Annotated in this window: 23 protein-coding genes and 4 tRNA genes; 6 read left to right on the plus strand and 21 right to left on the minus strand. The window is 61.5% G+C overall.

The genetic code is table 11. The annotated features are described in order from the left end of the window. Positions 1–43: 43 nt before the first annotated feature. The 12 genes from rpoB to QZ634_RS09100 all read right to left on the minus strand — a co-directional run bounded on the left by rpoB (position 44) and on the right by QZ634_RS09100 (position 9,655). A complete protein-coding gene (gene rpoB, locus QZ634_RS09045; RefSeq protein WP_291987366.1) occupies positions 44–4,324 on the minus strand; it encodes a DNA-directed RNA polymerase subunit beta in 4,281 nt (1,426 codons plus the stop codon). 249 nt (positions 4,325–4,573) lie between these two features. Then, the gene (rplL, locus tag QZ634_RS09050) at positions 4,574–4,942 is read right to left on the minus strand and encodes a 50S ribosomal protein L7/L12 (protein ID WP_043565809.1); all 369 of its coding nucleotides are present in this window, start codon (positions 4,940–4,942) and stop codon (positions 4,574–4,576) included. Between the two features lie 48 nt (positions 4,943–4,990). Further along, positions 4,991–5,488, minus strand: a complete 498-nt coding sequence (rplJ, locus tag QZ634_RS09055; protein ID WP_291987368.1) for a 50S ribosomal protein L10 — start codon at positions 5,486–5,488, stop codon at positions 4,991–4,993. A gap of 305 nt (positions 5,489–5,793) precedes the next feature. Continuing rightward, positions 5,794–6,483, minus strand: a complete 690-nt coding sequence (rplA, locus tag QZ634_RS09060; RefSeq protein WP_043565815.1) for a 50S ribosomal protein L1 — start codon at positions 6,481–6,483, stop codon at positions 5,794–5,796. A gap of 1 nt (position 6,484) precedes the next feature. Further along, complete coding sequence (gene rplK, locus QZ634_RS09065; RefSeq protein ID WP_291987370.1) at positions 6,485–6,916, minus strand: 50S ribosomal protein L11; 432 nt, start codon at positions 6,914–6,916, stop codon at positions 6,485–6,487. Between the two features lie 127 nt (positions 6,917–7,043). Then, positions 7,044–7,577: a transcription termination/antitermination protein NusG gene (nusG, locus tag QZ634_RS09070; protein ID WP_043565819.1), complete on the minus strand. Its 534-nt coding sequence runs from the start codon at positions 7,575–7,577 to the stop codon at positions 7,044–7,046. Continuing rightward, the gene (gene secE, locus QZ634_RS09075; protein ID WP_291987372.1) at positions 7,574–7,903 is read right to left on the minus strand and encodes a preprotein translocase subunit SecE; all 330 of its coding nucleotides are present in this window, start codon (positions 7,901–7,903) and stop codon (positions 7,574–7,576) included. The genes nusG and secE overlap by 4 nt, the downstream gene beginning before the upstream one ends. 58 nt (positions 7,904–7,961) lie before the next feature. Then, a tRNA-Trp gene (locus tag QZ634_RS09080) sits at positions 7,962–8,037 on the minus strand. A gap of 54 nt (positions 8,038–8,091) precedes the next feature. Beyond that, positions 8,092–9,282 carry an elongation factor Tu gene (gene tuf / locus QZ634_RS09085; protein ID WP_291987374.1) on the minus strand — a complete coding sequence of 397 codons (1,191 nt, stop codon included), beginning with the start codon at positions 9,280–9,282 and terminating at the stop codon, positions 8,092–8,094. A 50-nt stretch (positions 9,283–9,332) separates the two neighbouring features. Further along, positions 9,333–9,407, minus strand: a tRNA-Thr gene (locus tag QZ634_RS09090). 39 nt (positions 9,408–9,446) lie between these two features. Further along, positions 9,447–9,520: transfer RNA gene (locus QZ634_RS09095), tRNA-Gly, on the minus strand. Between the two features lie 50 nt (positions 9,521–9,570). Beyond that, positions 9,571–9,655, minus strand: a tRNA-Tyr gene (locus QZ634_RS09100). Between the two features lie 579 nt (positions 9,656–10,234). Here QZ634_RS09100 and QZ634_RS09110 point away from each other — a divergent pair. Together QZ634_RS09110 and QZ634_RS09115 are read left to right on the plus strand one after the other, a co-directional pair. Continuing rightward, complete coding sequence (locus tag QZ634_RS09110; protein WP_291987377.1) at positions 10,235–11,026, plus strand: class I SAM-dependent methyltransferase; 792 nt, start codon at positions 10,235–10,237, stop codon at positions 11,024–11,026. A 140-nt stretch (positions 11,027–11,166) separates the two neighbouring features. Then, positions 11,167–11,619 (plus strand): PhaM family polyhydroxyalkanoate granule multifunctional regulatory protein, encoded by a 453-nt coding sequence (locus tag QZ634_RS09115; protein WP_291987379.1) that lies wholly within the window; start codon positions 11,167–11,169, stop codon positions 11,617–11,619. Between the two features lie 44 nt (positions 11,620–11,663). On the opposite strand, the gene QZ634_RS09120 is transcribed toward QZ634_RS09115, so the two are convergent. From QZ634_RS09120 to QZ634_RS09160, 9 genes are all read right to left on the minus strand, one after another. Next, complete coding sequence (locus QZ634_RS09120) at positions 11,664–12,830, minus strand: CaiB/BaiF CoA-transferase family protein (protein WP_291987381.1); 1,167 nt, start codon at positions 12,828–12,830, stop codon at positions 11,664–11,666. Then, positions 12,827–13,345 carry a hypothetical protein gene (locus QZ634_RS09125; RefSeq protein ID WP_291987383.1) on the minus strand — a complete coding sequence of 173 codons (519 nt, stop codon included), beginning with the start codon at positions 13,343–13,345 and terminating at the stop codon, positions 12,827–12,829. Before QZ634_RS09125 ends, QZ634_RS09120 begins: the two co-directional genes overlap by 4 nt. Then, positions 13,342–14,574 (minus strand): AMP-binding protein, encoded by a 1,233-nt coding sequence (locus tag QZ634_RS09130; protein ID WP_291987385.1) that lies wholly within the window; start codon positions 14,572–14,574, stop codon positions 13,342–13,344. The genes QZ634_RS09125 and QZ634_RS09130 overlap by 4 nt, the downstream gene beginning before the upstream one ends. Positions 14,575–14,700: 126 nt before the next feature. Continuing rightward, positions 14,701–15,513, minus strand: a complete 813-nt coding sequence (locus QZ634_RS09135; protein WP_291987387.1) for an ABC transporter ATP-binding protein — start codon at positions 15,511–15,513, stop codon at positions 14,701–14,703. Between the two features lie 80 nt (positions 15,514–15,593). Then, on the minus strand, positions 15,594–16,934 hold the full coding sequence (locus QZ634_RS09140; protein WP_291987389.1) for an ABC transporter substrate-binding protein: 1,341 nt from the start codon (positions 16,932–16,934) through the stop codon (positions 15,594–15,596). 97 nt (positions 16,935–17,031) lie between these two features. Then, a complete protein-coding gene (locus QZ634_RS09145) occupies positions 17,032–18,108 on the minus strand; it encodes a branched-chain amino acid ABC transporter permease (RefSeq protein WP_291987391.1) in 1,077 nt (358 codons plus the stop codon). Between the two features lie 15 nt (positions 18,109–18,123). Beyond that, positions 18,124–19,053, minus strand: a complete 930-nt coding sequence (locus QZ634_RS09150; protein WP_291987393.1) for a branched-chain amino acid ABC transporter permease — start codon at positions 19,051–19,053, stop codon at positions 18,124–18,126. Positions 19,054–19,064: 11 nt separating this feature from the next. Next, positions 19,065–19,847 carry an ABC transporter ATP-binding protein gene (locus tag QZ634_RS09155; RefSeq protein WP_291987394.1) on the minus strand — a complete coding sequence of 261 codons (783 nt, stop codon included), beginning with the start codon at positions 19,845–19,847 and terminating at the stop codon, positions 19,065–19,067. After that, the gene (locus QZ634_RS09160) at positions 19,844–21,805 is read right to left on the minus strand and encodes an AMP-binding protein (RefSeq protein ID WP_291987396.1); all 1,962 of its coding nucleotides are present in this window, start codon (positions 21,803–21,805) and stop codon (positions 19,844–19,846) included. Before QZ634_RS09160 ends, QZ634_RS09155 begins: the two co-directional genes overlap by 4 nt. Before the next feature lie 240 nt (positions 21,806–22,045). Between QZ634_RS09160 and QZ634_RS09165 the strand changes: the two genes are divergently transcribed. From QZ634_RS09165 to QZ634_RS09180, 4 genes are all read left to right on the plus strand, one after another. Continuing rightward, the gene (locus QZ634_RS09165; RefSeq protein WP_291987398.1) at positions 22,046–22,720 is read left to right on the plus strand and encodes a Crp/Fnr family transcriptional regulator; all 675 of its coding nucleotides are present in this window, start codon (positions 22,046–22,048) and stop codon (positions 22,718–22,720) included. A 188-nt stretch (positions 22,721–22,908) separates the two neighbouring features. Continuing rightward, a complete protein-coding gene (locus QZ634_RS09170; protein WP_291987400.1) occupies positions 22,909–23,229 on the plus strand; it encodes a DUF485 domain-containing protein in 321 nt (106 codons plus the stop codon). Then, positions 23,226–24,890, plus strand: a complete 1,665-nt coding sequence (locus tag QZ634_RS09175) for a cation acetate symporter (RefSeq protein ID WP_291987402.1) — start codon at positions 23,226–23,228, stop codon at positions 24,888–24,890. Before QZ634_RS09170 ends, QZ634_RS09175 begins: the two co-directional genes overlap by 4 nt. 229 nt (positions 24,891–25,119) lie before the next feature. Beyond that, positions 25,120–26,496, plus strand: coding sequence for a surface-adhesin E family protein (locus tag QZ634_RS09180; RefSeq protein WP_291987404.1), 1,377 nt, complete (start codon positions 25,120–25,122; stop codon positions 26,494–26,496). Positions 26,497–26,563: the final 67 nt, after the last annotated feature.

The following is a 26,563-nucleotide window of genomic DNA, read 5'->3' on the forward strand; positions in this document are numbered from 1 at the left end:
ACGGTCGGCAAACCGACCGCGACGCTCACCCCTCGGCAAACAATCAGAAACGTTCGAGATCGATGTCAATCGCCAACGAACGGATTTCCTTGACCAGGACGTTGAAAGATTCGGGCATCCCGGCCTCGATCTTGTGGTCACCCTTGACGATGTTCTCGTACACCTTGGTCCGGCCATTCACATCGTCGGACTTGACGGTCAGCATTTCCTGCAGCACGTACGAAGCACCGTAGGCTTCAAGGGCCCACACTTCCATTTCTCCGAAACGCTGGCCACCAAACTGGGCCTTGCCGCCCAGTGGCTGCTGGGTAACCAGCGAGTACGGGCCCGTCGAACGCGCGTGCATCTTGTCATCAACCAGGTGGTGCAGCTTCAATACGTGCATGTAGCCGACCGTCACCTGACGCTCGAAGCGCTCGCCGGTGCGACCATCGTACAAGGTCATTTGCCCGGACTCCGGCATCCCGGCCAGCGCCAGCATGCCCTTGATCTCGGATTCCTTGGCGCCGTCGAAAACCGGCGTCGCAAACGGCACGCCTGCCTCGAGGTTGCCGGCCATTTCCAGAACCTCACCGTCGCTCAGCTGATCGATATCCTCGGATTTTCCGGTACTGTTGTAGATCTGATCAAGGAAGCCGCGCACCTCCGTTGCCGTCGCCTGGCGACGCAACATTTCGCCAATTCGGAAACCCAGGCCTTTGGCGGCCAGCCCGAGGTGGACCTCGAGAATCTGTCCAACGTTCATCCGCGACGGAACGCCAAGCGGGTTGAGGACGATATCGACCGGGTGACCGTCGGCCATGTAGGGCATGTCTTCGACGGGAACGATGCGGGAAACGACGCCCTTGTTGCCGTGCCGGCCGGCCATCTTGTCGCCCGCCTGCAGGCGACGCTTGACGGCGACGTAGACCTTGACCATTTTCTGCACACCCGGCGGCAATTCGTCGCCCTGGGTAAGCTTCTTGCGCTTTTCTTCGAACGCGACGTCGAAGCCCTTGCGCGTCTGCTCGAGGCCATCGCGGAGCGACTCCAGCTGATGCGCGACTTCGTCGTCGGCCATGCGGATGTCGAACCAGTGATGGGGCTCGATACCGTCCAGGTACTCCTGAGTTACCGCCGATCCCTTGGCCAGCCGCTTCGGACCGCCGTTGGCAGGCTTGCCAACGATCATCCTCTCGACCCGGGCAAATGCGTCGCGTTCGACAATGCGCAGCTGGTCGGCAAGGTCCAGTTTGTAGCTGCGCAGATGATCGTCGATGATCGACTGCGCACGCCGGTCACGCTCGATTCCCTCACGGGTAAACACCTGCACATCGATGACCGTGCCGGCAATTCCCGACTGCACGCGCAGCGACGTATCTTTCACGTCGGACGCTTTTTCACCAAAGATCGCGCGCAACAGCTTCTCTTCCGGGGTCAGCTGGGTCTCGCCTTTCGGCGTCACCTTGCCGACCAGGACGTCGCCGGCTTCGACCTCGGCACCGATGTAGACAATCCCCGATTCGTCGAGGCGCGCCAGTTGCGACTCACCGAGCGACGCAATATCGCGGGTGATTTCCTCGGGACCTAGCTTGGTATCGCGGGCAACGACCGTCAGCTCCTCGATGTGGATCGAAGTGAAACGGTCCTCGGCAACCACCCGCTCCGAGATCAGGATCGAATCCTCGAAGTTATAGCCGTTCCACGGCATGAACGCGACCAGCATGTTCTGGCCAAGCGCCAGCTCGCCCTTGTCGGTCGACGCCCCATCGGCGACCACATCGCCCCTGGCGATCACATCTCCGACGCGCACCAGCGGCCGCTGGTTGATGTTGGTGTTCTGGTTGGAACGGATGTATTTCACCAGGTTGTAGATATCGACGCCCACTTCACCGGGCCCGGTTTCGTTGTCGTTGACGCGCACCACGACCCGCGAGGCGTCGACGTAGTCGACCACCCCACCGCGCAGGGCCTGCACTGCGGTTCCCGAGTCCACCGCCACCGTGCGCTCGATGCCGGTACCGACCAGCGGCTTTTCCGGTCGCAGGCAAGGAACCGCCTGCCGTTGCATGTTGGCGCCCATCAAGGCGCGGTTGGCGTCGTCGTGCTCAAGGAAGGGAATCAGCGAAGCCGCCACCGAAACGATCTGGCTCGGCGCAACGTCCATGTACTGCACACGCGCCGGCTCGGCGAGAATCGTTTCGCCTTTCTCGCGACAGGTCACCAGTTCGTCGGTGAGCACGCCCGCCTCGCCAAGCTCGGAGTTGGCCTGGGCAATGATGTACGCCCCCTCTTCGATCGCCGAGAGGTACTCGATCTGATTGGTCACCTTGCCGTCGACCACCGTGCGGTAAGGCGTTTCGAGAAAGCCGTACTCGTTGGTCCGGGCATAGAGCGCCAGCGAGTTGATCAGACCGATGTTCGGACCTTCCGGTGTTTCGATCGGACAGACCCGGCCGTAGTGCGTGGGATGCACGTCGCGCACTTCGAAACCGGCACGCTCGCGCGTCAGGCCGCCCGGGCCAAGGGCCGAAACACGGCGCTTGTGGGTGATCTCGGAGAGCGGGTTGGTCTGATCCATGAACTGCGACAGTTGGCTGGAACCGAAGAACTCCCTGACCGCGGCGCTGATCGGCTTGGCGTTGATCAGGTCGTGCGGCATCAGATTGTCCGACTCAGCCTGCGACAAGCGCTCCTTGACGGCACGCTCGACGCGTACCAGGCCAGCCCGGAACTGGTTCTCGGCCAACTCGCCGACCGAGCGAACACGGCGATTACCCAGATGGTCGATGTCATCGACTTCGCCACGACCATTGCGCAACTCGACCAGCAACTTGATCACTTCGACGATATCGCGCGGTGACAAGGTCAATTGCTCGCGCACTTCACCGCTGGCACCGGCAGCCTTGAGCTGCTCGAACAAGGCCAGCGCCGCCGTTTCGGTCATGTTCTCGGCGATCGCCCGCGCCCCGTGGTTCAACTCGCCGAGAAGCTCGATACCTGGCGCCGCTGCACCCAGGGCCTCGGTGAGCAGATTGACGATAGCTTCACGCTTGGAAGGCACATGCTTGAGCATGATCTTGTGTTCGACGACGTCCTTGCGGGCCACACGCCGGTTGAACTTCATGCGACCGACGGCGGAAAGATCGTAACGGTCGTCCGAGTAGAACAGACCGTTGAACAGAATCTCAACCGCTTCTTCCGTGGGCGGCTCGCCAGGGCGCATCATGCGGTAGATGGCAACGCGTGCTGCCTGCCTGGATATCGTATCGTCTGCGCGCAGGGTCTGCGAGATGAAGCCACCGCGGTCGAGGTCGTTGATATACAGGGTGTGCAGCGACTCGATACCGGACTCGACGAGCTTCGCCAGCAGCGACTCGGTAATCTCGTCGTTGGCATTGGCGAGAATTTCGCCGCTGCTCTGGTCGATGACGTCCTCGGCGACAACCCGTCCAATCAGGAAGTCGTCCGGAACGGCGACCTGCTGGATTCCGGCGGCGTCGAGTTCGCGGATGTGCTTGGCCGTGATGCGCTTGTCCTTGGCGATGATCAGCGCCCCGGAGGAATCGTTGAAGTCGAAGCGTGCCACTTCGCCGCGCAAGCGCTCGGGAACCAGCGCGAATTCAATCACGCTCTTGCCGAGAATGAAGGTGTCAAAGTCGAAGAACTCGCGCAGAATCATCTGCGGCGTCAGTCCGATGGCCTTCAGCAAGGTCGTCACCGGCATCTTGCGACGTCGGTCTACGCGGAAGAAGAGCAGATCCTTGGGATCGAACTCGAAGTCCAGCCATGAACCGCGGTAGGGAATCACCCGCGCCGAAAAGAGCAGTTTCCCGGAACTATGGGTCTTGCCGCGATCATGCTCGAAGAACACCCCGGGCGAGCGGTGAAGCTGCGAGACGATGACCCGCTCGGTACCGTTGATGACGAAGGAGCCGGTTGTCGTCATCAAGGGGATTTCACCCATGTAGACTTCCTGCTCCTTGACCTCCTTGATCGTATCGGGAGTCTCGCGATCGAGGATGACCAGGCGCACCTTTGCGCGCAGGGCCGAGGCAAAGGTCAGACCACGCTGGTGGCATTCCTTGACGTCGAAAGCCGGCTCCGAAAGCGCAAAGCTGACGAACTCCAGGCGCGCATTGCCACTATGGCTGACGATTGGAAAAATAGAGGAAAACGCAGCCTGCAAACCCTGATTCTTGCGTTGCGCTACGGGCGTCGTCTTCTGCAGGAAAGCAGAAAAAGACTCCAACTGGGTAGCCAGCAAGTACGGCACTTCAAGCACGCTGGCGCGCTTGGCGAAGCTCTTGCGGATACGCTTTTTCTCGGTGTAGGAGTAGTTCATGGTCGCTCCGAACTCAGACGGCAAAACCTCTAGCGCGCACCGGCGAGAGTCGCAAGACCCGCCAGTCCGCAACGGACAAAAGCAATTCGATTAGCAGCACAACGAGTACTCGGGCACTCATTTCTCTGTCGCTACTCGGCATTGCGTTTGCACGCTGCACCGCCCTGCGCCCGCGGCGCAAAGCCGTTTCCAGAAAAGCACAAAAGGGCTGACAGCCGAAAAGCTGCCAGCCCAGGCGCAGGGTCGAAATTACTTGACCTCGACCTTGGCTCCCGCATCCTCAAGAAGCTTCCTGAGAGCGTCGGCGTCGGCTTTGGAAACGCCTTCCTTGATCGCCTTCGGCGCGCCATCAACGAGGTCCTTGGCCTCCTTCAGGCCCAGGCCGGTCGCTGCACGAACAACCTTGATCGTCTCGACCTTCTTCTCGCCGCTGGCCATCAGCATGACCGTAAACTCGGTCTGCTCTTCAACCACCGCCGCGGCTGCCCCAGGCGCAGCAACCGCCATGGAAGCGGCCGAGACGCCAAACTTCTCTTCGAACGCCTTGACCAGGTCGTTCAGGTCCATCACCGTCATCGTGCCAACGGCTTCCAGGATGTCTTCTTTGCTAATCGCCATAATCAATAAACTCCTAAATCTGAATACTTGTAAAAGCTGACAGCGCGGTCAGGCAACCGCATCTTCACGTTGTTTAGCCAAGGCAGCGAGCGCACAGGCAAAGCCGGTCACCGGCGCCTGCATCATGCCCAGCAACTGGGCGAGCAGTTCGTCGCGACTCGGAATCGCGGCAAGCCTCTGTACGCCAGCGACGTCGAGAAGCTCACCCGCGTAGCTGCCAGCCTTCACGACCAGTTTGTCGTTGGTCTTCGCGAAGTCATGCAGCACTTTGGCCGCTGCTACCGGATCCTCCGAGATGCTGTAAATCAGGGGCCCGGTCAATTGCCCGGACAACTCGGCAAACGCACTACCCTGCACCGCCCGACGCACCAAGGTGTTTTTCAGTACGCGCAGATAAACACCGGCAGCACGCGCCTGCGCCCGCAAGCGCGTCAGGTGAGCCACCTGCAAACCGCTGTACTCGGCGACGACTATCGTCTGTGCACCAGCCACCTTGGCCGACACCTCGGCCACGACAGCTTTCTTTTCATCAAGATTAAGACCCACAGGCCCTTCCTCCCTTCAAGTCAACAAACGGCGCCTCAATCAGCCTGCGCCGCACCCACGGCGACCTTGGATCAGGGGTGGCAACGACGGCCTTGGCGGGTCGCTGCGAATTCCTTTTCTGGGCACACCATCTCTGCAGGCTGCTTGCACACTTAAGCTTCCGGCGAAAAGCCCTCGGCACCTGCGGTCTTTGACGATCCATCGACGGCGCCAGCACGGCACCGCAAACGGCCCAACAAAGTTCCTGGCCGGAGCACGTCACGAAGCGACGTACGCCGGCTCTCTATATCGCTTGTTTCGATTCTCTACAGCGTCGTAGCATCGACGCGAATACCCGGTCCCATGGTGCTGGAGACGGCAATGCGCAGCAGATACTGCCCTTTGGAGGTGGCCGGCTTGGCCTTGATCAGCGCATCGACCAGCGCCTTGAGGTTGAGCAGCAATTTGTCCGCGTCAAACGACGCTCGCCCGATCGTGCTGTGGATGATGCCGGCCTTGTCGGTGCGATACTGAACCTGCCCGGCCTTGGCGTTCCTGACCGCCGTCGCCACGTCCATGGTCACCGTGCCGACCTTGGGGTTTGGCATCAGCCCGCGCGGCCCCAGGATCTGACCCAGTTGGCCAACGACGCGCATCGCGTCGGGCGTGGCAATCACGCGGTCAAAGTTCATCACTCCGGACTTGATCTCTGCGGCCAGGTCTTCAAAACCGACGATGTCGGCACCGGCTTCGAGGGCCGCCGCCGCCTTGTCACCCTGCGCGAAGACAGCAACCCGGATCGTCTTGCCGGTACCGGCGGGCAAAACGACCGAGCCGCGGACGATCTGGTCAGACTTGCGAGGATCGACCCCAAGACCTACGGCAACATCGATCGATTCGTCGAATTTGGCTGTGGCAAACTCCTTGGCCAGCTTCAGCGCTTCGCCAACCGCCAGGCTGGCCGTGCGATCGACCTTGCCCTTGACCGCTTTTTGACGCTTGCTCAACTTCGCCATCTCAAACACCCTCCACCGTGACGCCCATCGCTCGGGCACTGCCGGCGATCGTGCGAACTGCTGCATCCATGTCGGCCGCCGTCAGGTCAGGCATTTTCTGCGTGGCAATGGCCTCGCATTGTGCCCGGGTCAGCGTGCCAACCTTGTTGGTCAATGGCTTGGGACTACCCTTCTGCAGGCCAATGGCCTTCTTGATCAGAATGGTCGCCGGCGGCGTCTTCATGATGAAGGTGAAGCTCTTGTCGGCAAAGGCGGTGATCACCACCGGAATCGGCAGGCCCGGCTCCATGCCCTGCGTCTGGGCATTGAACGCCTTGCAGAACTCCATGATATTCAGGCCGCGTTGTCCAAGCGCCGGTCCAATGGGAGGCGATGGATTCGCCTTACCCGCAGGCACCTGCAGTTTGATGTAGCCAGTGATTTTTTTTGCCACGGTAGGAATCTCCTTTAGACGGGTTCAAACGCGCTCGTGACAGCGCTCCCCAAACGACAAAGGCGGCCCGGGAGCCGCACTACTGCGGCGCGCCAGGAAACTCACGCACCGCGACTCAACTGCAGGATCAGGCTTTCTCGACTTGAGCGAACTCGAGTTCGACCGGCGTCGGACGGCCGAAGATGGTCACCGAGACGCGAAGACGGTTCTTCTCGTAATTCACCTGCTCGACCGCGCCGTGAAAATCGGTAAAAGGACCGTCCTTGACGCGAACGACTTCGCCCGGCTCAAAAAGCACTTTGGGGCGCGGCTTTTCAACGCCTTCCTGGATTTGCTGCATAATCTTGTCGACCTCCTTTTCGGAGATCGGCGTCGGCTTGTTGGCCGTGCCACCGACAAAACCGGTGACCTTTGGCGTGCTCTTGACGAGGTGCCAGGAATCGTCGTTCATTTCCATTTCCACCAGCACGTAGCCGGGGAAGAACTTTCGCTCGGAAATGCTCTTCTGACCCATCTTGAGCTCAACCACCTCCTCGACCGGCACCAGAATCCGGCCAAAGGAATGCTCCATCGCCTGTCGCTGGATGCGTTCGAGCAGTGCGCGCTGCACACTCTTCTCGAAGCCTGAATAGGCGTGTACAACGTACCAGCGCATGCTCATGATTGCCTCCAGCCAAGAACCAAGTCGTAGAGAACCCACTCAAGGCCCTTGTCGGTCAACCAGAGAAAGATCGCCATCACCACCACAAACGCGAACACCAGACCAGTGGTCTGGACGGTTTCTTTGCGCGACGGCCAGACTACCTTTTTCGCCTCGGTGGTGGCATCCTTGGCAAAACCAAAAAACTGACGCCCGGGCTCGGTCTGCCAGGCGACGACGACAGCCAGCGCCGCCCCGGCCAAGACGGCAAGGACACGCAGGATCATCGCCTGCTCGACGAGCAGGTAGAAGCCAGCGATGCCGGCGACGAGCAGCAATACCGCCAACGCAAACTTTAACTTATCGGCCATGTGGTCCGCTTTGTTTACTTCTTTGATTACTGGTTGGCAGGGGCAGAGGGAATCGAACCCCCAACCTTCGGTTTTGGAGACCGACGCTCTGCCAGTTGAGCTATGCCCCTGCGGCAGAGACCGGGGGCGCCCCGCGATGGAGCAACCCCTTGTCTTTACTGAACCTACTCGATGATTTTTGCGACAACGCCGGCGCCGACGGTACGGCCGCCTTCGCGAATGGCGAAGCGCAGACCTTCCTCCATGGCGATCGGCGCGATCAGCTTGACCGTCATCTGGATGTTGTCACCCGGCATGACCATTTCAACGCCTTCAGGCATCGAGATGGCACCGGTAACGTCCGTCGTGCGGAAGTAGAACTGCGGCCGGTAGTTGTTGAAGAACGGCGTGTGACGACCCCCCTCTTCTTTCGACAGCACATACACCTCACCCGAAAAGTGGGTGTGCGGCTTGATCGAACCCGGCTTGGCCAGCACCTGACCACGCTCGACGTCTTCACGCTTGACGCCGCGCAGGAGAACACCGACATTGTCGCCCGCCTGACCCTGGTCGAGCAGCTTGCGGAACATCTCGACACCGGTGCAGATGGTCTTCACGGTCGGCTTGATACCGACAATCTCGACTTCCTCACCCACCTTGACAATGCCGCGCTCAACACGACCGGTGACCACCGTACCGCGACCGGAAATCGAGAAAACGTCCTCGATCGGCAGCAGGAAGGGCTTGTCAATGGCACGCTCCGGCGTCGGAATGTAGGAATCCAGCGCATCCGCCAGCGCCATCACCGAAGCCTCACCCTGCTCGCCCAGGTCGCCCTCGAGCGCCTTCAGGGCAGAACCCTGAATGATCGGCACGTCGTCGCCAGGAAAATCGTACTTGGAAAGCAGCTCGCGTACTTCCATATCCACCAGCTCGAGCAGTTCGGCGTCGTCAACCATGTCGCACTTGTTCAGATAGACGATGATGTACGGAACACCCACCTGGCGGGCGAGCAGGATGTGCTCGCGCGTCTGCGGCATCGGACCGTCGGCGGCAGAGACCACCAGAATGGCGCCGTCCATCTGCGCCGCACCGGTAATCATGTTCTTCACGTAGTCGGCGTGACCCGGGCAGTCGACATGCGCGTAGTGGCGCTTGGACGTCTCGTACTCGACGTGCGCGGTATTGATCGTGATCCCGCGCGCCTTTTCTTCCGGCGCTGCGTCAATCTGGTCGTAGGCCTTGGCGGTACCGCCAAACTTCTTCGACAGAATGGTCGTGATCGCCGCCGTCAGCGTTGTCTTGCCGTGGTCAACGTGCCCAATCGTGCCAACGTTGACGTGCGGCTTCGTACGTTCAAATTTTCCCTTGGCCATTACCGGTACCTCAAGACGTTAAAAATTAGTGAATCTATGGCACCAAACAGTGGTGCCCATGGACAGAATTGAACTGTCGACCTCTCCCTTACCAAGGGAGTGCTCTACCGCTGAGCTACATGGGCGGCGTGCGCGATGCCTGAAGCTGTTCTGCGACCGCAACGTGGAGCGGGTGAAGGGAATCGAACCCTCGTCATAAGCTTGGAAGGCTTCAGCTCTACCATTGAGCTACACCCGCAAAACCATTACCCGAAGCACGCTAAAGCTAGGCCACCAACAGCGGCATTTTGGTGGAGGGAGAAGGATTCGAACCTTCGAAGGCAGAGCCGTCAGATTTACAGTCTGATCCCGTTGGCCACTTGGGTATCCCTCCAGCTCAGAACCCAGGATTTTGACACCTGAGCAATACACTGTCAAATTGTTTTTCGAGCAGCGCGAGAGTATATACCATAAGGCAGGCCTTCGCACGCCTCTTTCGACACTTTCGCGCGCTGGAGGGCGTAAAATCGCTGCGTCACGGTCCTTGGCGCTAGCGAAGGGATCCTTTCGGCGCGACGCCCCCCTGATGAGCCACCCGATGAGTAGCTTCTACCGGAACCACCCGCCGCTGGCGGACGATCTCGTTGCCGCCCTCAAGAACCGCGTTGGCGCGCGCTCCTCAAATTCCACGGCAGCCCCGTGGCGGGCAGGGAGCAAGCGCAGATCGTGCAGGGAATTGCTGCCAGTTTCGGCGGCCAGGAGGTTCGCTTGGGCGACACGCAACGAGGACCGCTCGCGCCTCCCGCTAGCGCGCCACGACGCCTATTTTGCCTGCCTGCCACTCAAACCGGGGAAGGTTCTCCCACCAGGCGCAGGCACCTGAGCCGGCAAAGCAGCCGGCAGCGCACTGAACCGCCAGCAGCCCGACACCCCTGCCCTTTCAACCCGGCGCTCGATCCTCTGGAGCAAGGCCTTGTCTTTACCCCCGCCCGAAAGCGCTGACGCCGCAGCACCCGTGGTCGGGTCGCAGCGTCGTCAGCTTGCCCTGCAGCTCGCCGCGACGCTCGCCGTACTGTCGCTGGCCTGGCCGTACTACGGCCTGCGTAATGAGCAGCTGCCGTGGCCGCAGACCGCCCTGGCGATTGGCGCCGTCGCCCTGCTCTTCGCCAGCATCACGCGACAGGCCTGGTGGTGGCGGCTGATGCACGCGCTCTTCGTACCGCTGGCATGGGCCGCTTCGACGCTCGCCATCGACCCGGGCTGGTACCTTCTGCTGTTCATCTTGCTGCTGCTCGTCTATCGCGGCGCACTTGGTGGACAGGTACCGCTCTACCTGTCCAACAGAGCTAGCGCCGCAGCCCTCGCCGAACTGACCAGCGACCTCCCCGCAATGCGCTTTCTCGACCTTGGTGCCGGCGTCGGCAGCGTGCTCGGTCCGCTGGCCAGGCAGCGGCCGGAGGCGCGCTTCACCGGCGTCGAAAACGCGCCGGCGACCTGGGCCGTCGGACGCCTGCGCACGGTTGGCCTGGCCAACTGCGACTGGCGCTGGGGTGACATCTGGCATACCGAACTGAGCGCTTACGACGTCGTCTATGCCTTTCTGTCGCCGGCCCCGATGGCTGCCCTCTGGGAAAAGGCGCAGCGCGAGATGCGACCGGGAGCGCTGTTCATCAGCAACAGTTTTGCCGTGCCCGACGTCGCTGCCGAGCGGATCGTCGAAGTCAACGACGTGCGCCAGACGCGCCTGTTCTGCTACCGCCTGTGAGTGGTGAACGCGCCTCATGCGCCCGCCCTGCCTGGCCACCACGCCCGCCAGCGGCAAGTGATTCCAATAATCGGCGCCCTGCCCCGAAGAGCGCCAAACTTTGCTAACATGGCCGATTCCACCACCACCGGAGCCGCAAAATGTCCAGTAACGATTCTCTAACCGATCCGATGAGCTTTGCCAAGAAAATGTGGGGCAACATGGGCTTTTCGTTGCCAGGCATGGTCACCCCTACGCTGGACGTCGAGGAAATCGAGAAGAAGGTCAGGGATCTCAAAGCGGTCGAGAGCTGGCTGAAAATGAACCTGTCGATGCTGCAGATGACCATCCAGGGCCTGGAGATGCAATGTGTGACACTCAACGCCGTGCGCGCGATGGGGCACATGGGCAGCAATCTCACAACGGCTGCCAGCGGCGGCAACGACGACACGCAGACCAATGCGCTTGGCATTCCAGGCGGCGCCGATGCGCTCAAGCAGGCGACGATGTGGCCCTGGACGATGATGCAGCAGATGCAGGAACAGATGAAGCAGGCCGCAGCCGCAGCGCAACAGGCCGCTCCAAGCGACGACGAGCCCAAGAAGAAGCCCTGAGCCGGGTCACGCCGGCCACCCGCCAGCGTGCCCTGCGCGCGGCGTCAGATGACCGACGCCGCGCGCAGGGCGGCGATCTCGTCGGCTGAGAATCCCGCCTCAAGCAGAACCTCCTCACCGTGCTCGCCGGCGGCGGGTGCCGCGCGCTCGACGGCAAAAACCCAGCCCGAGAGTTTCACCGGTGGCGCGTACTGGGTGACCCCGTCGGCGTGCACGGCCATCTCTCGAGCGACGAACTGCGCGTGTTCAAGCGCCTCTGCGACGCCGAGCACAGGCGTAACGCAACAATCGATAGCGGCAAAGAAAGCACACCAGTCGGCCTGCTTGCGGCTGACAAAGAGGCTTTCAATCTCCCGCCGCAAGGCGACGGCAGCCGCCCCGCGCGCACCATGCAGTGGCTTCCAGTCGGGGCGCTGCAGGGCAGCGCAGAAGACGTCCCAGAACTTCTTCTCGAGCGGTGCGACGGCCATGTAGCGTCCATCCGCGGTGGCATAGACGCCATAGCCAGGATCGCCGCCGGTGGGCACGTCGCACCCGCGCTCTGCAACGCCGGCGGAACTGTGCAGCGCAAACAGGGGAAAAAGATTGTGCGCCAGAACCGCGTCGCTCATGGCCACGTCGACCAGGCGGCCCTGGCTGGTGCGTTGCGCATCGAACAAGGCAGCAAGGATTCCCATCACCGCACTCATCGCACCGCCCAGCAAGTCGCCGATCTGCAGATTCGGAATCGCCGGTGGCCCACCATCGACGCCGATCTGGTCGAGGACTCCGGCCAGGCCTATGTAGTTGAGATCATGTCCTGCGGCCATCGCCAGCGGACCACTCTGTCCGTAACCGGTGATCGCGCAATAGACGAGCTTTGCGTTGATGGCACGCAGCGCCTGATAGCCAATGCCGAGCCGGTCGCTGACACCGGGCCGGAAGCTCTCGACCAACACGTCGGCAGTGGCCACCAGGCGCAGGAACGCCGCCCGCCCTTGCGGCTGCTTGAGGTCGAGGCGCAAGCCACACTTGTTGCGATTGACACTGCGATAGAAAGCGCTGACACCGCCCGGGCCCTCGCCGAGCGGGCGCGCGTAGTCGCCAGCACCCCGATCTTCGATCTTGATCACATCGGCGCCCAGATCGGCCAGATGCAGGGTAGCGACCGGACCGGGAAGCAGCCGGCTGAGGTCGAGAACGCGAACCCCGTGCAACGGCGCGCCGCTCACCGCTCGGCCTCACAACGCTCGAGCCAGGCGGCGTCCATGTCGATCACCGCTCCCTTCGCCAGGATCTGCTCGAGGAAGCGACCGCGGAACAGCCATCCTGTCGTGCCGTGCTGGTGCGACCATGGCGTTTCCCAATCAGCGACCGCCACCTGTACACGCGTCACCTCCACCTCGCGAGGTAGAGTGGCCAAAGCGCTTGCCGAAGTCTGCTCCACGCAAGGCATCGCCGCCGCCAGCCGCGCCTGGTCGGCTGGCGTAAAGGCGGATGAGGGTTTGCCGATGTGCGGACAGCGATCAAGCTGCCGCCGCTGCCGGGAGAGCGCGGCGATCGAGCCTTTCAGCCAATAGGTCGGCGCCGTCAGGAGCCGGCCCGCGCCGCCCTCACGAAAAATTACGCAGTCGCCGACTTGCGGCCCGGAAGCGCGCGCCGAACTCGCCGTGCCCGGCGCGGCGTCGTCGGCGCAAAGCGAAGCAGCCAGCAGGGAGGCGACGATCGCGGCAAGCGCGTGCCTCACGCGTAGCTGCGCCGGTCTTCGATCACCGTGCCGTCGTTGGCCAAGGTCCCCGCAGGCAGGAAAGCCACTTCACCACGCAGCTTGGTGAACTCGCGCATGCTGGCCACCACGGCCGCCTGCAGCGCGGCCGAGGGATCAGCGACCTCGCAGTGCAAGGTCATCCGATCGTGGCCACTGGCATCGTCGACCACCAGCCGCGCGCGGCCGATTTCGCCGTGCCGCGCGACAAGCGCAGCGACCTGCGAGGGGTGTACGAACATCCCCTTGACCTTGGTCGTCTGATCCGCGCGTCCCAGCCAGCCCCTGATACGGACGTTGGTCCGCCCGCAGGGGCTGATCCCCGGCAGCAGTGCCGACAGGTCGCCGGTGGCAAAGCGAATCAGCGGGTAATCGGCATTGAAACTGGTCACCACCACTTCGCCAACCTCGCCTTCGGCAACCGGATCACCGGTCCCCGGGCGAACGATTTCGAGCAGCACGTCTTCCTCGACGACCAGGCCCCCCTCGCTCGGCGTTTCATAGGCGATCAAGCCCAGGTCGGCAGACGCATACGCCTGGCGAACGACGACGCCGCGGTCGCTGAGCAGCTTGCGCAGAGTCACCGGCAGGGCCTCTCCCGAAACAACTGCCTTGCGCAGCGAGCTGACGTCGGCACCGAGTTCGTCCGCTTTCTCGAGGATGATGCGCAGAAACGACGGCGTGCCGACGTAGGCTGCCGGCTTGAGGTGGGCAATCGCCTGCACCTGCATGTCGGTCTGTCCGACGCCGGCCGGAAACACCGGACAACCGAGCTTGTGTGCCGCGCCTTCAAGCATGAAGCCGGCCGGCGTGAAATGGTACGAGAAAGTGTTGTGCACCAGGTCGCCGGCGCGGAAACCGGCGGCGAACAGGGCGCGTGCAAAGCGCCACCAGTCCTGCCCCCGCCCTTCGGGATCGTAGATCGGGCCAGGCGAGGCAAAGACGCGCGACAGGCCGCCCATCGGCGTCGCCGTCAGACCCCCGAAAGGCGGCGCAGCGCATTGCAGTTCGCCAAGCTCGCTCTTGCGAATCAGTGGCAGCGTCGCCAGTGCTGCGCGCGAGGCGATGCTGTTGACCGCCACGTCGGCCAGCCGCTGGCGCCAATACGCCGACTTCCTCCTGGCCAGGGCGAGTTGCTGCGGCAAGCGCGCCATCAGCCACGCTTCGCGCTCGGCCGGCGAACGCGTTTCCAAAGAATCGTAATAGGTCATGGGTGGTCACTCACACGGTAAGTCGGTTCGCGCCAGACAGCGAAGACACTCCGTCAGTGCGAGAGAAGAGATGGCCGCCCCGGCAGCCGGCGAGGGCCGGCAGGGCGCGGGCAGCCCCGGACCGGCTCAGGACAGCCAGCGCTTGCGACGACGATAGTGCTTGACGTCCTTGAAGCTCTTGCGCCCGGCGGAAGACAGGCCGAGATAGAACTCCTTGACGTCTTCGTTGGCCGCCAGATCCCTGGCCGCACCCTCCATCACCACACGACCGTTTTCGAGGATGTAGCCGAAGTCTGCATAGCGCAGCGCCATATTGGTGTTCTGTTCGGCGAGCAGGAAGGTGACGCCTTCCTTCTGATTGAGATCCTTGACGATGCCGAATACCTCGTCGACGATCTGTGGAGCGAGGCCCATCGACGGTTCGTCGAGCAGCACCATGCGCGGACTGGCCATCAGCGCCCGCCCGACGGCACACATCTGTTGTTCGCCGCCCGAGGTGTAAGCCGCCTGGCTGCTGCGGCGGGTTTTCAACCTTGGAAAATACGCATAGACCTTCTCCAGCGTCTCGTTGATCGCTGCTTTTCCATCGCTGCGCGTGTACGCACCGGTGAGCAGGTTTTCTTCGATACTCAGGTGACCAAAGCAGTGCCGCCCCTCCATCACCTGAATGACGCCACGTTTGACCAGTTCGGCCGGTGTCAGCGCCTCGATGCGCTCGTCGCGCAACTCGATGGTGCCCTTGGTGACTTCACCGCGTTCACCGTGCAGCAGATTACTGACCGCGCGCAGGGTCGTCGTCTTGCCAGCGCCGTTGCCGCCGAGAAGCGCCACGACGCCTCCTTCAGGAACGCTGAAGGAAACGCCCTTGAGAACCAGGATCACATGGTTGTAGATCACCTCGATGCTATTGACTCGGAGAAGGATGTTGGCAGTGCTCATGGCGTCTCTTCGCTAAGCGGGTCGCCCTCCCGCAAGCGGGAGGGCTGACAAAGGACTCGCGGTGACGAGTCCGCGGGACCTTACTTGTTGCACTCCTCAGGCGTGCGCGGCTTCAGCTTCTTTTCTTCCGCGTACTTGCCGGAGGCGAGCATGACCATCGGACGCAAGGTGTTGGCATCGGCCTGGTACCAGTCTGGGGAAGAAAACTCCCAGTTCTTGCCGTTCCAGGTGTGAACGCGAACCCATGACGAGCCCATATGGTCCAGGCAGGAAGTCTGCACCGGACGCATCACGCCAGCAAAGCCCATTCCATCGAGCGTCTTCTGGTCGAGATCAAGGTTCTCCAGCCCCCAGCGCACCTGCTCGCCGGTCATCACCTTGCCCTTGCCATAGCGCTCCTGCGCCTTGCGAACGCCTTCGATGCCGAGCATCGCCGACAGCACACCGCGCATGTAGAGCACGCTGCCAACGTCCTCTTTCGGCCCAGTGCCCTGACCCTTGGCATACAGCGCAGCGAGGATGTCCTTGACCACCTTCGAATTGCGCTCGGCGCCATGCTGCAAGGTCAGCGCGCTGTAGCCCTTTGCACCTTCACCGACATCGGCGACATCGGGTTCGGCGCCTGACCACCAGTTGCCCAGCATCTTGTCGCGCGGGTACCCGGTGGCCTGTGCCTCGCGCAGCGCGGTCAGGTTCATCACCCCCCAACCGGAGAGCAGAACGAAGTCTGGCCTGTTCTGGCGGATCTGTAACCAGGTCGCTTTCTGTTCAACGCCTGGTGCGGCGACAGGCAGGAGCTGCACGCTGTAACCGTATTTCTTGCTCAACTCCTCGAGCACCGGGATGGCCTCTTTCCCGTACGGGCTGTCGTGGTACACCAGCGCGATCTTCTTGCCTTTCAGGTTGGCGACACCCCCCAGTTTCTTGGCGATGTACTGGATGGCCACATCGGAGCCAACCCAGTAGGTTCCGAGCAGGGGAAAGTTCCAGGTGAATACTGCACCGTTCTGCGATTCGCTACGACCATAACCAGCCGTAATCAAGGGAATCTTGTCGATCGGCGCTTTTTCCGTGAGAGCAAACGTCCCGCCAGTCGACAGAGGCTGGAACGCTGTCGCACCGCCATGCATGCCTTTCAGGCGCTCGTAGCATTCGACGATTCGGTCGGTGAGGTAACCCGTCTCGCATTCCTCGAAAACGGTCTTGACGCCGTTGATCCCCCCCTTGGCGTTCACCAGTTTCAGATAATCGATAAAGCCGTTGGCCCAAGGTGTCGCATTGGGAGCAATGGGGCCGGTACGAGTAACCAGGACCGGAAAGAACTGCTCCTTGGCGGTCGCTGCGACCGCCGACGTCGACGCTATCGCCGACAGCATGACGGCGCCGAGTGAAGCAGTTAATGCAAGCTTGCGTAAGTTCATTAATGTCTCCTCTTATTAAAATGGCAACACCACTGCAACTACAACTGCGACTCAGAAAAACTCCGCTACGAGCGTGAAACGATCCCCACCACCCGAGTCAGTGCGGGAATGGCCAGAGCCGAAGCTTCTCCTTGCCGGTCGACCACAGGCGGGCAAGGCCGTGCGGCTCCTTGATCAGGAAGAAGATGATCAGCCCCCCGAAAATGATCAACTCGGCGTGCGAGATCCCGGCAGTCGATATCTCGACCCCGACCAGGTCACCAATTTCCGGCAGCAGGCGATTCAGTACGATCGGCAGGATGACGATGAAGGCCGCGCCGAAGAAACTGCCCATGACCGAACCGAGGCCGCCAATGATGACCATGAACAGGAGCTGGAACGAACGGTCGACCGAGAAAGCCGCCGGCTCCCACGACGCCAGATGAACGAACGCCCACAAGGCGCCCGCCGTCCCGACGAAAAACGAACTGACGGCAAACGCCGAGAGTTTGGCAAACAGCGGCCGGATTCCGATCACCTCGGCAGCCACATCCATGTCACGGATCGCCATCCACTGCCGGCCGATGGCGCTACGCGTCATGTTCTTCGCCAGCAACGCGAAGACCGTCAGGAACGCCAGGCAGAACAGATACTTGTTGAGCGGGTTGTTAACCTGCCAGCCCATCACCTGCAGGTTGGAAACCGAAACGTTGCCCGACAGGGAGTTGTCGGTAAACCAGGGGATGCGCAGAAACACCCAGTCGGTGAAGAACTGCGCTGCCAGGGTTGCAACCGCCAGGTAGAGGCCGCGCACGCGCAAGCTCGGTATTCCGAAAACGATCCCGACAAGGGCCGAAGTGAAGCCGCCGAGCAGCAAAGAGAGCAGTAGCGGCATGCCTTCGACACGGATGTGGAAGTTGTACGCGGCGTACGCCCCGACAGCCATGAATGCGCCGGCGCCAAGCGTGATCTGCCCGCAGTAGCCGACCAGAATATTGACGCCGAGAGCGGCCAGCGAGAGGATCAAAAAGGGGATGAGGATGGCGCGGAACATGTATTCGTCGACCAGCAGAGGGACAGCGACGAAAGCAAACACCAGGATCCCGACAACCGCCCAGCGGTCCTGGGCAATCGGAAAAACCTGCTGATCGGCGGCGTAGGAAGTCTTGAATTGACCGTTTTCTCTATAGAGCATTTGCCCTCTCCCCGATCAGACGCGGTCGATGATCTTCTCGCCGAACAGGCCTTGCGGCCTGAACAGGAGAACGACCAGCGCCAGTACGTAGGCAAACCAGATCTCGATGCCGCCGCCGACCATCGGCCCGAGATAGACTTCCGACAGCTTCTCGCCGACGCCGATGATCAGGCCGCCGAGGATGGCACCAGGAACCGAAGTCAGCCCGCCAAGGATGACGACCGGCAATGCGCGCAGCGCCACCGTCGACAAGGAAAACTGGACGCCGAGCTTGGAACCCCAGATCACACCGGCGACCAGCGCGACCAGGCCGGCGACGCACCAGACGATTACCCAGATACGATTCAGCGGGATGCCGATCGACTGCGCCGCCTGATGGTCGTCGGCCACTGCCCGCAGCGCCCGCCCGGTTGTCGTCTTCTGGAAGAAAAGAGTCAACAGGCCGACCAGCACGGCCGCAATCAAGGCGGCGATGAAGTCTTCCTTGTTGATCAGCAGCCCACCCGGAAACACCTCCTCGAAGAGAAACACCGGGTCCTTGGGCATACCCACGTCAATCTTGTAGATGTCATTGCCAAAAAGGGTTGAACCGATGCCTTCAAGGACATAGGCAATGCCCAGCGTGGCCATCAGAAGCGTCGCGCCCTCCTGGTTGACCAGATGGCGCAGGACCAAGCGCTCGATCAGCCAGGCGACGACGAACATCAGCGCGCCCGCCACGACGAAGGCAGCAGCGGTCCCGAGATAGGAACCCTCGAGGCCGAACCAGCCCGGAATCCACTCGGAAAAACGGGCCATCGCCAGAGCGGCGAAAAGCACCATCGCTCCCTGTGCGAAGTTGAATACGCCGGAGGCCTTGAAGATCAGCACGAAACCAAGCGCCACCAGCGAATAGAGCATGCCGGCCATCAGCCCGCCGATCAATGTTTCCAGGAAGAAACCCATCGCCTCACTCCTCAGTGACTGGCGCCAAGATAGGCGCTGATGACGTCCGGATTGGCGCGCACCGCGTCCGGGTCGCCGTCGCCGATCTTCTTGCCATAATCGAGAACGACGACACGGTCGGAGATATCCATGACCACCGCCATGTCGTGCTCGATCAGGACGATGGTCGTCCCGAACTGGTCATTGACGTCGAGAATGAAGCGGCACATGTCCTGCTTTTCCTCGACATTCATCCCGGCCATCGGCTCGTCGAGCAGCAGGATGCTCGGCTCCATGGCCAGCGCCCGGCCGAGGTCTACGCGCTTCTGCAAACCGTAAGGCAGGCGCCCGACCGGTGTCTTGCGAATGTGCTGGATTTCGAGAAAGTCGATCACCTCCTCAACCTTGGCGCGATGTTCGAGTTCCTCGCGTCGCGCCGGCCCCCACCAGAAGGCCTGCTGAATCAGGTTGCTTCTGATTTTCATGTTGCGCCCGGTCATCAGGTTGTCGATCACGTTCATCCCCTTGAACAGGGCAATGTTCTGGAAAGTCCGCGAGATCCCGGCCCGCGCAGCTTTGTAGGGGCTCATTTTCGTGAAGTGCTGACCGCGCAGAATGATCTCTCCCTCCTGCGGCCGATAGACGCCGTTGATGACATTGAGCATCGAGCTCTTGCCGGCACCGTTCGGGCCGATGATCGCCCGAATCTCGTGCTCGCGAACGTCGAACGAGATGTCGGTCAGTGCCTTGACGCCGCCGAAGGACAGGGAAACCTTCTTCAGGTCGAGGATGACCTCGCCGATCTTCCGACTCATGACGCCTCCCTCCCGGCGGCGCCGAAAACCTTCAGGTTCCGGATGGCCAGATCGGCCGTCACCTTGCCTTGCCGTCCGTCCTCGAACTTCACCGCCGTCTCGATGAACTGGCTGTCCCTGCCGCTGTACAGCGCGTCGATCAATACCGCGTATTTCTCGGCGACGAAGCCGCGACGCACCTTGCGTGTGCGCGTCAACTCGTCGTCATCGGGATCGAGTTCCTTGTGCAGGATCAGGAAACGATGAATCTGCGAATCGGCCAGCACGCCTTCGCCACGGAGTTCGGAATTCACCTGTTCGATCGACTCCTGGATCAGACCATAGACCTCCCCTTTGGCGGCCAGATCGGTATAGCCCGAGTAGGCGATGCCGCGCCGCTCGGCCCAGTTGCCCACCGCACCGATGTCGATGTTGATGAACGCGCAGACCATCTCGCGACCATCGCCGAAAGCCACCGCCTCCTTGACGAAGGGGAAGAACTTGAGCTTGTTCTCGATGAAATTGGGCGCAAACATCGCACCATTGACCAGCTTGCCGACGTCCTTGGCGCGATCGATGATCTTGAGATGCCCCTCGTCGTCGAACAGACCCGCGTCGCCGGTCATGAAATAGCCGTCGGCGTTGATCGCTTCGGCGGTGGCGTCGGGTCGCTTGTAATACTCCCTGAGCAGCATCGGCCCCTTGACCAGAATTTCGCCGTTGTCGGCGATCTTCACCTCGACGCCCGGCGCCGGCTTGCCGACGCTGTCAAACTTGATTTCACCATCGGGCTGCAGGCAGACATAGGCGCAGGTTTCGGTCTGACCGTAGAGCTGCTTCAGATTGATGCCGATCGAGCGGTAGAAACGGAAGAGATCGGGACCGATCGCCGCGCCGGCGGTGTAGGCGACGCGCACCCGGCTCAGGCCGAGGACGTTCTTCAGCGGCCCGAAAACAAAGAAATTGCCCAGGGCATAGAGCACGCGATCACCGAGCGCAACGGCCTTGCCATCGAGAATCTCGGCGCCGCTGCGCCGCGCCACAGCCATGAAGAAGTGAAACATCTTCTGTTTGATGGCGCTGGCGTCCTCCATGCGAATCATCACCTGCGTCAGCAGGTTCTCGAAAACACGCGGTGGCGCAAAATAATAGGTCGGCCCGATTTCGCGCAAATCGTTCATCACCGTCTCGGCCGACTCGGGGCAGTTGATCGTGAACCCGGTCAGCATCGCCTGCGCAAAAGAGAAGAGATGGTCGCCCACCCAGGCCATCGGCAAATACGAGAGGATGTTTTCGTCGGCAGTCAGACGATCGAAATCGACGCCGCCGCGGGCGGCGCTGATGAAGGCGTTGTGCGTCAGGCACACCCCTTTTGGCTTGCCGGTCGTCCCCGAGGTATACAGCATGACGCTGACGTCGTCGGCGTTGCCGGCGGCGACCTTGCGGATGAGCAGATCGGGATGGTTGCGGTTGTGAATCCGCCCCATTTCCATCAGCTCGCGAACATCGTGAATAAACGGCTGCGTGTAGTGACGCATGCCGTGCGGATCGTCGTAGAAGAGGTGCCGCAGCTGCGGCAACTGCGCCTGCAGTTCGAGCACCTTGTCGACCTGCTCCTGATCTTCGACGAACAGGAAGCGGATTTCGGCGTCGACCAGAACGAAAAGCATCTCGTTGGCCACCGCATCCTGGTAGAGCGGCACGGGCACCCCGCCGAGACACTGTACGGCGCTCATCATCATGTACATGCGCGGACGATTGTCGCCGACGATGGCCACGTTCTCGCCGCGCTTGAAACCCATCTCGGCAAGGCCGCAGGCCAGTGCGCGCACCTCGTCGGCAACATCCTGCCAGGTCCAGCACTGCCAGATCCCCAGGTCCTTTTCGCGCATTGCCGGCTTGTCACCGCGAACCCGAGCGTGGTTCAAGAGCAGGCGTGGAAAGGTATCCAGCGCTTGCGACGACGCAGTTTCCGGCATCTCGTCTCCTCCGGTGCATTAAGCGCCGTTATCGTGACGGCAGGCTCTTATTTATGTTGTGTTGCGCGATTCTATTCTTTTTCTTCTGCCAGCCATTGTGCAACGCAGTATCGGAAGCAGAACCACGATCGACTGCGTGGAGGCGGCAGGACAGTGCTTGGCGGCAGTCTATTCGCCGTGGGCAAGGAGAATTGTCGTCCGTGCGACAATTCTCCATCTTTTCTGATCGCGGGTTCACGGATGCACGAACTGGACGCCATGCTGCACGCTTCCTGCTGGGCACGGAAGCTGAGCGCCGACGAGCTGGAACAGGTCAAGCGCGACATCGTCGTACGCACCGTTCCCGCCGGAGGATACGTGTGCATGAAGGGAGAAACCGTCGGGCACTGGTTGGGGGTGGTCAATGGGCTGGTCAAGATGGCCAGCAACCGGAGTACCGGCAAGGCCACCAGCTTCGTTGGCCTGTCCGATGGCAGCTGGTTCGGTGAGGGCTCCCTGCTCAAGGATGAAGCACGCCGTTATGACGTCATCGCGCTGCGCGACTCGCGCATCGCCTACATGAAGCGCAGCCGATTTCAGAATCTGCTCGACAACAGCATTCCTTTCAACCGTTTCCTGCTCATCCAGATCAACGAACGCCTTGGCCAGTTCATCGGCATGATCGAACACGAACGTCTGCTCGATACCGACGCCCGCCTCGCTCGCTGCCTGGCGTCGATGTTCAATCCGCTGCTCTACCCGGGCAGCAGTCTCGAACTGCGCATTTCGCAGGAAGAGATCGGATTGCTCGCCGGCGTCTCGCGCCAGCGCGTCAATCAGGCGTTGCAGACCCTCGAACAGGGCGGACTGTTACGTGCCGATTACGGCACCCTGACCATCCTCGACCTCGACGGGCTACGCAATTTCGGCGCCTAGCGTAAGGCACCGGACTACGCGGCGTCGTCAGCCGAGCCCCTGCACCGGCAAAAAACGCGAAAAAACACTGCATTGAACGATGAATCGATCTGGGTTAGTATTCAACGCCCCGAGGGGAGTGGTCTTGTCAATTCTTGAAAAATTGGTCTCACAATTCTTTCGCAAGACAAATCAGGAGGAAAAGAAAAATGAGTAGTGTTATCTACGAGCGACTTCGGCGCAATCCGAAGTTCGACGAACTGGTGCAGAAGCGAGGAAGCTTCGCCTGGACCTTGTCGGCCATTGTGCTGATTCTGTTCTACGGCTTCTTCATGCTGATCGCCTTCAACCCCAAGATGCTCGGGCAACCGATCGCCGAGGGATCGATGTGGGCCATCGGCTACACCATTGAATTGGTCCTCTTCGTCTTCTTCTGGCTGCTGACAGTGGTTTACGTCCGTCGTGCCAACGGCGAGTTTGACGACCTGACGGCAGAAATCATCAAAGAAGCTCAGAAGGAGACGAAATGATCAAGCGATTTACAACGGCACTCGCACTGCTAGCGTTCTCCGGCATGGCTACTGCCGCTGGGCCGGCACTGCAAGGTAACATCCAGACGCAGCCCACCAACTGGCACGCGATCATCATGTTCATGATCTTCGTGACCATGACCATGGGCATCACCTACTGGGCGGCTGGGCGCACCAAGTCCACCGCCGACTTCTATACCGCCGGCGGTGGCATAACCGGCTTCCAGAACGGTCTGGCAATCGCCGGCGACTACATGTCGGCGGCAACCCTGCTCGGTCTCACGGCGATGACCTTCAGCCGCGGCTACGATGCCTACATCTACATGATGGCATTCTTCGCCGGCTGGCCGATCATCCTCTTCCTGATGGCTGAGCGGCTGCGTAACCTGGGCCGGTTCACCTTCTCGGACATCACCTCGTATCGCCTCGACCCCAGCGTGCGCACCATGGCGGCACTTTCATCGCTGGTCGTCGTGGTCTTCTACCTGATCGCCCAGATGGTCGGCGCCGGGCAGTTGATCAAGCTGCTCTTCGGCCTCGAGTACAACGTCGCGATCTTCGCCGTTGGCGTTCTGATGATGGTCTATGTGACCGTCGGCGGAATGGTCGCCACGACCTGGGTGCAGATCATCAAGGCCTGCCTGCTGCTCTTCGGCGGGACGCTGGTGCTGATCCTCGGCTTCTCGCAGTTCGGCTTTTCGCTGACCACCCTGCTCGAAAAGGCGCAGGCGGTTCATAAGCAGGGTACCTCGCTGATGGCGCCGGGCAGCCTGCTCTCCGATCCGGTCACGGCGCTCTCCCTCGGCCTAGGCCTGATGTTCGGTACCGCCGGTCTGCCGCACATCCTGATGCGCTTCTTTACCGTCGGTAACGCCAAGGAAGCCCGCAAGTCGGTGCTCTACGCGTCCGGTTTCGTCGGTTTCTTCTTCAACGTCATCTTCCTGATGGGCCTGGTTGCGATCCTGCTGGTCGGTCAGAACCCCGAGTACTTCGAGGGCGGTGACATCAACGGAGCGCTGATCGGTGGTGGCAACATGGTCGCCATGCACCTGGCACACGCGGTCGGCGGCAACATGCTGCTCGGCTTCCTGGCGGCGGTCGCTTTCGCCACCATCCTGGCTGTCGTCTCGGGCCTGGCGCTGGCCGGCGCTTCGGCGATTGCGCACGACATCTACGCACGCGTGATCCGCAAGGGTGAATGCACCGACAAGGAAGAGATCAAGGTTTCCCGGATGGCGACCATCGCTCTCGGCATCCTGGCGATCATCCTCGGTATCGCGTTCGAGAAGATGAACATCGCGTTCATGGTCGGCCTGGCCTTCGGCGTCGCTGCCGCTGCCAACTTCCCGGTCCTGATTCTCTCGATGTACTGGAAAGGACTGACCACCCGCGGTGCGCTGTGGGGGGGTTACAGCGGCGTCACTTCCGCAGTCCTCTTCGTCGTCTTCTCGAAGTCGGTATGGGTCGACGTCCTGCACAATGCAGCGCCGTTGTTCCCCTACACGCAACCGGCGCTGTTCGCGATGCCCATCGCCTTCATCTGCGCTTACGTTTTCTCGGTATCGGACAGCAGTGCCCGTGCGGCCAAGGAACGTGACGCGTTCGAAGATCAGTACGTGCGTGCCCAGACCGGCTTTGGCGCTTCCGGTGCCAGCCACTGAGTAGTCCGAGCATTGCCTCGCAAGCAAACCCTGGCGGCGCCAAACGGCCCGCCAGGGTTTTTTCTTGCCTGCCGGCCAGTTCTCCCGACGCGACCCGACAGGGAAATGCAGGGCCGCGACCACCGATCGCCGCACAAGAAACGGGCCCACCGCTCGCCAGATCCGCTAAAGTTTTACCGTAAATGTCCGTGAATACACTGACGCGCTGCACGAACCAAGGGACTCCCGCATGCTTTCAGACCTCAGGCTTCTGGCCATTTCTCTGCTGGCCATCGTGCCGGCAACGGCTTGCGCAAGCTGGCAGCTGATTTCCGACGAGCCTGGCAGGCGCATCGAGATCGACAAGGCAAGCATCAAGAAGGTCGCTAACGGGAAAACCGAAGCCCACGGGCGAATCGTCCTCGACAAACCCATTGTCGATCCGCGCACCTCGTCGTCGTACCGCATCGTCGAGGCGGTCAACCACTATGACTGCGCGACGCGTAGCTACAGCACGCTGCAACGGCGCTACTTCAAGGACGAAGGTGAGTTGCTTCGCGAAGAGGACGTCAAGGTGCAGATCGAAATGCCGGTACGCAGCGGAATGCTCGACGACAAGCTGCTGCGCGAAGTCTGCCGACCGAGGCCAGGAAACGAAGCAGTCCTGGCGGCCAGGAAAACCGCCGAGAAAGTCAGCGAGGCCGCCGGCGAACTGCGCAAGGCCAACGAGGCCCTGGTGCGCCAGGAAGTGAAGCGCGCCAACCTGCAGACACGGGCTGCGGAAAGAACAGAGCGCGAAGAAGCGAGCCCACCCGCCCGAAAACCCACCCCCACAGCCGCTGCACGCCGGCCGCCCGTGCAGATCGCCGCCCGCCAGGGAGCACACCAGCCAGCGCACGCGCCAGCAGGGAGCAGCGACGCAGACGACCTTCTTGCCGCCTACGCACACGCGCAGATTCCATGGTCCTACGAAGGAGAGGGCCGGCCCGAGAACTGGGGCAAGCTGCGACCCGATTACGCGCTTTGCGCGAGCGGCAAGCGGCAATCGCCCATCGACATCCGCGACGGCTTTCGTGTCGATCTCGAACCGATTCGCTTCACCTACCGCCCGTCGCAGTTTCGCGTCATCGACAACGGCCACACGGTGCAGGTTGATGTCGGCGGCAGCAACATCGGGCTGCTCGGCAAGTCCTACGATCTGGTCCAGTTCCATTTCCATCGACCGTCCGAAGAACGCGTAAACGGTCAGTCCTTCGACATGGTCGTCCACCTGGTACACCAGGCCGAGGATGGCGATCTGGCGGTCGTCGCCGTGCTGCTCGAACAGGGCGCCGAAAATCCGCTCATCCAGAGCGTGTGGAACAACCTGCCGCTGGAGAAGAATGAATACGTGCAGCCGCCGGAGCAGGCCCTGGACCTGGCCACTTTGCTTCCCGAGGACCGCAGTTACTACACCTACATGGGATCGCTGACCACGCCGCCGTGCAGCGAAGATGTCCTCTGGCTGGTACTCAAGAAGCCACAGCAACTCTCTCCCGAACAACTGAAAATCTTCTCGCGCCTCTACCCGTACAACGCCCGACCCGTGCAGCCTAAGCATTCGCGGATGATCAAGGAGTCACGCTGATCACGACCCTGCCACGACGGACGGCGCGACAGCGCCACTCCGCCGCCACGCGGACCACCTCGACCAA

The sequence above is a fragment of the Candidatus Accumulibacter sp. ACC007 genome (assembly GCF_907163205.1).
In the GTDB taxonomy this organism is placed as follows: domain Bacteria; phylum Pseudomonadota; class Gammaproteobacteria; order Burkholderiales; family Rhodocyclaceae; genus Accumulibacter; species Accumulibacter regalis.